General features: G+C 34.5%; 8 protein-coding genes. 2 read left to right on the forward strand and 6 right to left on the reverse strand.

Going from position 1 to position 6,658, the window contains the following annotated elements; all coding sequences use genetic code 11:
• The first annotated feature begins 61 nt into the window (after positions 1–61).
• The gene (locus LJE08_RS12410; protein ID WP_186998917.1) at positions 62–1,747 is read left to right on the forward strand and encodes an ammonium transporter; all 1,686 of its coding nucleotides are present in this window, start codon (positions 62–64) and stop codon (positions 1,745–1,747) included.
• 77 nt (positions 1,748–1,824) lie between these two features.
• Here the strand turns inward: LJE08_RS12410 and LJE08_RS12420 are convergent, their stop codons facing one another.
• The 6 genes from LJE08_RS12420 to LJE08_RS12445 all read right to left on the reverse strand — a co-directional run bounded on the left by LJE08_RS12420 (position 1,825) and on the right by LJE08_RS12445 (position 5,726).
• Positions 1,825–2,646, reverse strand: a complete 822-nt coding sequence (locus tag LJE08_RS12420; RefSeq protein ID WP_217255850.1) for a hypothetical protein — start codon at positions 2,644–2,646, stop codon at positions 1,825–1,827.
• A gap of 4 nt (positions 2,647–2,650) precedes the next feature.
• Positions 2,651–3,655 (reverse strand): hypothetical protein, encoded by a 1,005-nt coding sequence (locus LJE08_RS12425; protein ID WP_227403384.1) that lies wholly within the window; start codon positions 3,653–3,655, stop codon positions 2,651–2,653.
• A gap of 55 nt (positions 3,656–3,710) precedes the next feature.
• Entirely contained in the window at positions 3,711–3,881 is a 171-nt protein-coding gene (locus tag LJE08_RS12430) for a hypothetical protein (RefSeq protein WP_227403385.1), read from the reverse strand.
• Complete coding sequence (locus LJE08_RS12435) at positions 3,868–4,032, reverse strand: hypothetical protein (protein ID WP_217295468.1); 165 nt, start codon at positions 4,030–4,032, stop codon at positions 3,868–3,870. The genes LJE08_RS12430 and LJE08_RS12435 overlap by 14 nt, the downstream gene beginning before the upstream one ends.
• A gap of 186 nt (positions 4,033–4,218) precedes the next feature.
• Positions 4,219–5,142 (reverse strand): alpha/beta fold hydrolase, encoded by a 924-nt coding sequence (locus tag LJE08_RS12440; RefSeq protein ID WP_186998919.1) that lies wholly within the window; start codon positions 5,140–5,142, stop codon positions 4,219–4,221.
• 77 nt (positions 5,143–5,219) lie between these two features.
• Positions 5,220–5,726: a phosphatase PAP2 family protein gene (locus LJE08_RS12445; RefSeq protein WP_158567592.1), complete on the reverse strand. Its 507-nt coding sequence runs from the start codon at positions 5,724–5,726 to the stop codon at positions 5,220–5,222.
• A 56-nt stretch (positions 5,727–5,782) separates the two neighbouring features.
• Between LJE08_RS12445 and LJE08_RS12450 the strand changes: the two genes are divergently transcribed.
• The gene (locus LJE08_RS12450) at positions 5,783–6,532 is read left to right on the forward strand and encodes a creatininase family protein (protein WP_117924576.1); all 750 of its coding nucleotides are present in this window, start codon (positions 5,783–5,785) and stop codon (positions 6,530–6,532) included.
• Positions 6,533–6,658: the final 126 nt, after the last annotated feature.

Below are 6,658 nucleotides of genomic sequence, written 5' to 3' on the forward strand. Positions count from 1 at the left end.
AGGAGATGTATGTTGTAAATGACCAGCTAGATGGGTCAATTACAATATACCAGGGAATATTATGGAGAAGATTTTAACAGAGGTATTTGGAATATGGTACCTAATCGGAGCTGCATTTGTATTCTTTATGCAGGCCGGATTTGCGATGGTTGAAGCCGGATTTACAAGAGCCAAGAATGCCGGTAATATCATTATGAAAAACTTAATGGATTTCTGTTTAGGAACTGTCGCATTCTTGATTATTGGTTATAGCCTATTGATGGGACAAGATTTTGCGGGACTTGTTGGATGGGGAGAAAGTCCATTGACAGATTTTGCCGGAACAAACTGGTCAAGTTTTACATTCAACTTAGTGTTCTGTGCTACAGCTGCAACCATTGTTTCTGGGGCCATGGCAGAAAGAACAAAATTTATTTCTTATTGTATCTATAGTTTTGTGATTAGTTTAATTGTATATCCAATTGAAGCACACTGGGTATGGGGTGGCGGTTGGCTGAGTAGCCTAGGCTTCCATGATTTTGCCGGAAGTGCTGCCATTCACTATGTTGGTGGTTTAACCGCTTTAATTGGTGCATGGATGTTAGGCCCAAGAATTGGTAAGTTTGATAAAGATGGAACTCCACGAGGAATTCCAGGTCACAGCTTAACAATTGGTGCACTTGGATGTTTCATCTTATGGTTTGGCTGGTATGGATTCAATGGTGCAGCTGCTACAAATGGTATTCAGTTAGCTACAATCTTTGCGACAACTACAGTAGCACCTGCCGTTGCGACATGTACAGTTATGTTGATTACTTGGATTAAATATGGAAAACCAGATGTTGCGATGTGTTTAAATGGTTCATTGGCAGGTTTAGTAGCGATTACTGCAGGATGTGATGCCGTAAACGTATTTGGATCATTTGTGATTGGTATCTTATCTGGATGTATGGTTTGTTTCATTGTATGGTTGTTGGATTATAAATTAAAAGTAGATGATCCAGTAGGAGCTGTTGCCGTACACTTTGGAAATGGTTTATTAGGAACAATCTGTGTTGGATTATTTGCGTGTGGTACAGATACAATGCCTGAAGCACAAGGATTATTCTATGGCGGTGGATTCCATTTATTAGGCGTTCAATTATTAGGTTTATTGGCAATTGGTGCATGGACTGTTGTAACTATGTTTATTACTTTCTACATTATTAAAAAGACTGTTGGATTACGTGTTAGTGCACATGAAGAAATTGTGGGTCTTGATAAAATGGAACATGGATTGGAAAGTGCATATGCAGGTTTTGCCTTAGAAGCCGATGTTCCTGGTGATTATTTAGAAACAATTCAAGATTCTAGCTACACTCCAAGTGTAGAATTGGATGATGCCGTACCTACAAAAGTTATTCATAGTGATGGTTCTATTTCAAAGGTTGTTATTATTACTAAGGTTGAGAAATTTGATAAGATTAAGACTGCATTGAATGAAATTGGTATTGGTGGTATGACGGTCACAAAAGTATCTGGTTGTGGTGTGCAAAAGGGCCAAACAAGCTACTATCGTGGTGCTAAAGTAAATATGGAATTGCTTCCTAAATTAAAGGTTGAAGTTGTTGTAAGTGAAGTTCCTGTAGCAGATGTTGTTAAGGCAGCTAAAAAGGCATTGTATACTGGAAATATTGGGGATGGAAAAATCTTTGTCTACGATGTTGCGGATGTTGTTCGTATCTCAACAGGAGCTCGTGGCAAAGATGCATTAAAATATGAAGAATAATATATCATGGCTTGTAAAATTGCTCTTTTCTCTTATTCGTTACAAGCCAAAGGAAAAGGATCGAAAATCGATCCTTTTTAGTTTAATAAATCTGTATCAAATACATCATCATTTAATTCTTCATCAATCATTTGGAAAAGTAATTCTTCGATGTCTTTACCATTTTCTAATTCTTCAAATAGATCGGGTCTTTCATAGAACATCTTATTAAAGAAGAATCCAGAAACCAATTGATCATTTTGTTCTTCTAAAGTACGGCGTTCGTTTTCTTCTACCCAAGGTCCTTCATTTTGAGTTTCAATAACTTGAATGCGTTCCAATTCAATTTCTTTATTATTCAGCTCTTCATTGATGAGCTTTCCAGTTACAGGATAAAATTCGTCTGTTCCAGAATCGAAGAAGGATAGTAAGAACATATCACTCTTTTCTAAACATAAATCGGCAATGGAACAAATCTGCATTTCTTCAGTAGAATAATCAATGCCTTCACAATTGATCATGAAATCATAGCTGCATACTATGTCTAAACTAGACATCACAAAATATGTCATATCTGCTAATGGAAGTCTTTTAGGGAATGTGATGGTTCTTGTGATGTCGTCCAATTGAAACTGAATGGTACAAATTTGAAATCTTTCCTTTAAATAGTCCGTTTTTTCTTCTATACAAATCTTTATACCTTCTTCAAAAGAATAATCGTGGAATTCAGAATCAATATCTAATAATTCATGTAGATATTGATTGGCGATTTCATGAAGTAAGATGAATTGATATTTTTCATCTTGTGGTGCATATTTGAATAATTCATTTAATGCAGGTTCTAATTTCTTGTTGTTTGTGATGGCTTCCATTGTCATATTCATCATAGAATCCATTTGTTTTTGTAGTTCCTTTTTCATTTCATTACTCCATATCCATATGTTTTAACATATTAAAAATATCATCGATTTCTTCCAAATTATCTTTAACTAGAGGAATATCTAATTTCTCACAAATAAAATCAAGCCAATTTAGAATATATGGATTTCTGGCATATACATGTTTAGGCTTACCAAAATGTTCGATGGCACCCAAAAAATTATTCATAATGACTTCATAATCTTCTTGATCTGGGTGAATTAAATCAAAGTGTAAAATTTGGTTATTTCTTAAATCAAATACTATATAGGCTAATGGATTGATGGGCCTTTCAAAACCTTCATCATTTGTGGGAACCATCATATAATCCATATCAATCGCAAGTTCTAAATCTCCATCCTTTATATTTTTAAAATAATCAATTAGATTTGAATCATTGACAAGAATCGTATTATAACGTTCTGGTTCCATAGGCCTAGGTACAGTATAAGAGAACCAATTTCCATCTTTATATTTTTGTGTGTAAAGAATATCTCCTCCTTCAAAGATGGACTCTTGATAATCTTCATGTTTTAATGTTTCAATCAATCCTTTATAGGTTTCAATCAACATTTTGATTTCACCATAGTTTGGAAGGCTTGGAAAACTTTTCTTTTCAAAAGTTTTAAAATAAATCCAGTTCCCATTGCCACGAAAACGAAGACCTAATTGTTTGATAATTGAATACATTTCATCATCGATTTCATCACGATTTCCCCAATAACAAGTAATGCAGTTTTGATCGGACATCACAAACGTTGCAGGTACATTATAGTCGTCATTGCAGATTTGGCAAAAATCACTATAACCTTCCATGCCTCGATAAACACTGATACCTGTGCATGTTCCACTTTTACCCATAATGGATACGAAGTTTGGCTCTTCATTTTTCTTTGTTTCTACTGCAATTAAATCCATGTCCCAATATGAGTTCCAAGGCCTTAATTTTGTGATTTCAATAGCCAAATCATAGAGTTCTTTCCATTGTTCTAATGTTGCTGGTGTTGCCATAATACTTCCTCAACTTTATCGTATTAATAGTAACATTACTGCATGCTAAACTCAATTAAGATTCCTTAATGATTTTTCCAGATATATAATCAGGGATGAGTTCAAAACATTGTACACTAGGTCCGGAATATTTTAATTCATGATCAATATAATTTTGATCGTCGGTAAATTTTAGGCAGAGTTGCGTACATATTTCTTTGACTTTATCTGGATCATTTACCATCATTATTAATACCAGCTGGATCACTTACGATTTCACCATCTTTTTTAAAACCTTTATCCATGACACAAAAACTAGCCTTATCACGTTGTTTTAAACAATCCATTTTATGTCCTTCTTTTGCTCCATGAAAATAGATATGTCCGTTTTTTTTCATCGTACCAATGTGTAATAGGAAAACCATAGGGGTATCCCGTATCACTGATTAAAGATAATACGCCATGAGGTTCATTGGTAAGTATCTCTATAAATTTTTTCTTCAGATAATTTTTGTTTGAATCTTCGCATTGTCTTAAACATAGTTAGCTCCTTTAATGAAAAAGGTGTAAATTGAATTACACCCTTATAAATTTGAATTCATAAATTCAATAATTCCGGCTTCAACTTCATTTTTGATTTCTGCATAATTATGAATTTCATGACGATAGCCAGAATATAATTTAGTTGTGACATGATGTCCAGTTTCTACAAGCCAGTTACTGACTTGACATACTCCTAGACCATATTCGCCAACTGGATCTTGATCACCAGCAATATTGTAAATAGGTAATTTTTTAGGTACTTTTTTGGCCCATTGAGTTCCTTCAATTGTAAGCATCATTTGGATAAAATCATAAATAGAACGATTGCTAGTAGGTCTTGTGAAGGCATCAAATGGATCTTGCGCATGGTCCTTTTGTACGTATGGATCATGGCAAATCCATTCATTTCCAATTTGAACTTCACCACAACGTTCGCACATCCAGCCCATAAGTGAGCCTACAACATTTGGATCAGACTCTTCACCGTGGCCTGCATCAATGATTTCTTTCAATTTTTCTTTAACTTCTTTAGCACCACGGAAAATGCCTGTTGTACCACAAATTGTTGCACCATTTAATTCATTTCCGTATTTTGCGATAAAATCTCTTGTGATAAATGAACCCATACTGTGACCAAATAAGAAGTAAGGTAAATTTGGATACTTCTCACATACAATTTTCTTTAATGTGTGTTCATCTTCCATCATGGTGTGACATCCTTTATCTCCCCAGTCACCCCAGACATTATTCACCATTGCGGTTTTTCCATGACCTACATGATCATCAGCGGCTACAATATAACCAGCATCTAGAAAAGCCGAAATCATATGGATATAGCGTCTTGAGTGTTCGCCAAATCCGTGAATTAATTGAACGATTCCATTTGGCTTACATGCAGGAACATAAATCCAAGCTTGCACTTGATCGCGTTCATTATAAGATGTAAAAGATACTTCGTGTAACATACAATAATCCTCCTTTTTTTGTGTAATGTTAACTCGTTTTATATCTGTTTTTATTATATGCCCACAAAAAAACTATGTCATTTAGTTGACATAGTCTTTTTCATGAATTTATAAACGATGTACGCAAGCACAATGCCTGCAAGAATATCCGTTGGATAATGAACACCCACATAGAGTCTAGAAAACGCAACAAGGATTGCGAGTATGAAAATTAGAATACTATACTTCTTAGGAAGACCATCATATACCATAAAGGCACAAATAAAGGCAGATGCGGTGTGTCCAGATGGAAATGAATAATCACTAGGTTTATCCACTAATGGAATAAGTTCATTAAACGCATCAAAGGGTCTAGGTCTTTGAAATATGAGTTTTAATACGACGAATAATACGGTACAAATCAAAAAGGCAATAATTGTTTCTTTTGCGAGTCTTCTAGTATCTTCATTTTTCTTGAACATATAAATCAATACGATTCCTAGAAGAATATATAAAAAGTATTCGTTTGTGATCAAGGTGAAGAAGGGTGTGAGTATGTAGTGACGAATGTTTTCTTGTATAAACAATAAAATTTTAATATCCATAGAAATTTTCCTTTCGATAGGAGTATTATACATATATAAAGATAGGAAGTGAAGTTATGCGACTTGAAAGAATGAGTTGGAAAGATTGCGAAGAATATTTTAAGGATCATGATATGGTGATACTTACAACGGGGAGTACTGAAAATCATGGAATCCACAATCCATTAGGAACAGATACTATGATTCCTAATAAGATTTTAGAACTAATTGAAAAACAAAGTGATGTATTGATTTGCCCAACCTTACCTTATGGGGATGCCGATTTTCATACAGAATACACGGGTACAATTTCAATTGGTAGTGATTTATTAGAAATGGTTATGAAAAGAATCAGTGATCGACTATATGATTGTGGTGCTCGACATTTTGTGTTCTTAAATGGACATGGAGGAAACACACATGCATTAAGTAAAGTATGTCGTCATTTATATAAGAAGGGAGCTGTGGGTACAATTTTTGACTGGTGGACTATTGCTGGAAAAATCAATCCAGAATGGGCCGGAGGCCATGGTGCAGGTCAGGAAACGGCAGCTATGTTGTATGTGGATGAAAGTTTAGTTCAAAAGGATAAGATTGAAGATTCAAATTTAAATCAGTTTACACCTCAATTAACAGCTTCCAATGCACAAACCGTAAACTTTAAAGGCGTGGATATTCCAGTTCCTAGAAGCAATCGTTTAAGTAGTGATAATGGCTGGTTTGGCAAGGATCATCCTAAATATGCAACGTATGAATGGGGCAAAGAAATGGTGGAGGCTACGGCTGATTTTCTTGTGGAATATATGAAAGAATTTCAAAAGATGTAGTAATTCATTTCGAGTTGAACTATAATAAACGTACAAATAGGGGACAAATATTTTTGTCTCTTTTCTTTTCGTAGGGAGCTAACTATATAAAATTCAAGTATTTTTTATGAAAAAGTTTGAAAATAC

Origin of the sequence: Holdemanella sp. DFI.5.55 (genome assembly GCF_020593575.1) — a bacterium.
GTDB classification, from domain to species: Bacteria; Bacillota_I; Bacilli_A; order Erysipelotrichales; family Erysipelotrichaceae; genus Holdemanella; species Holdemanella hominis.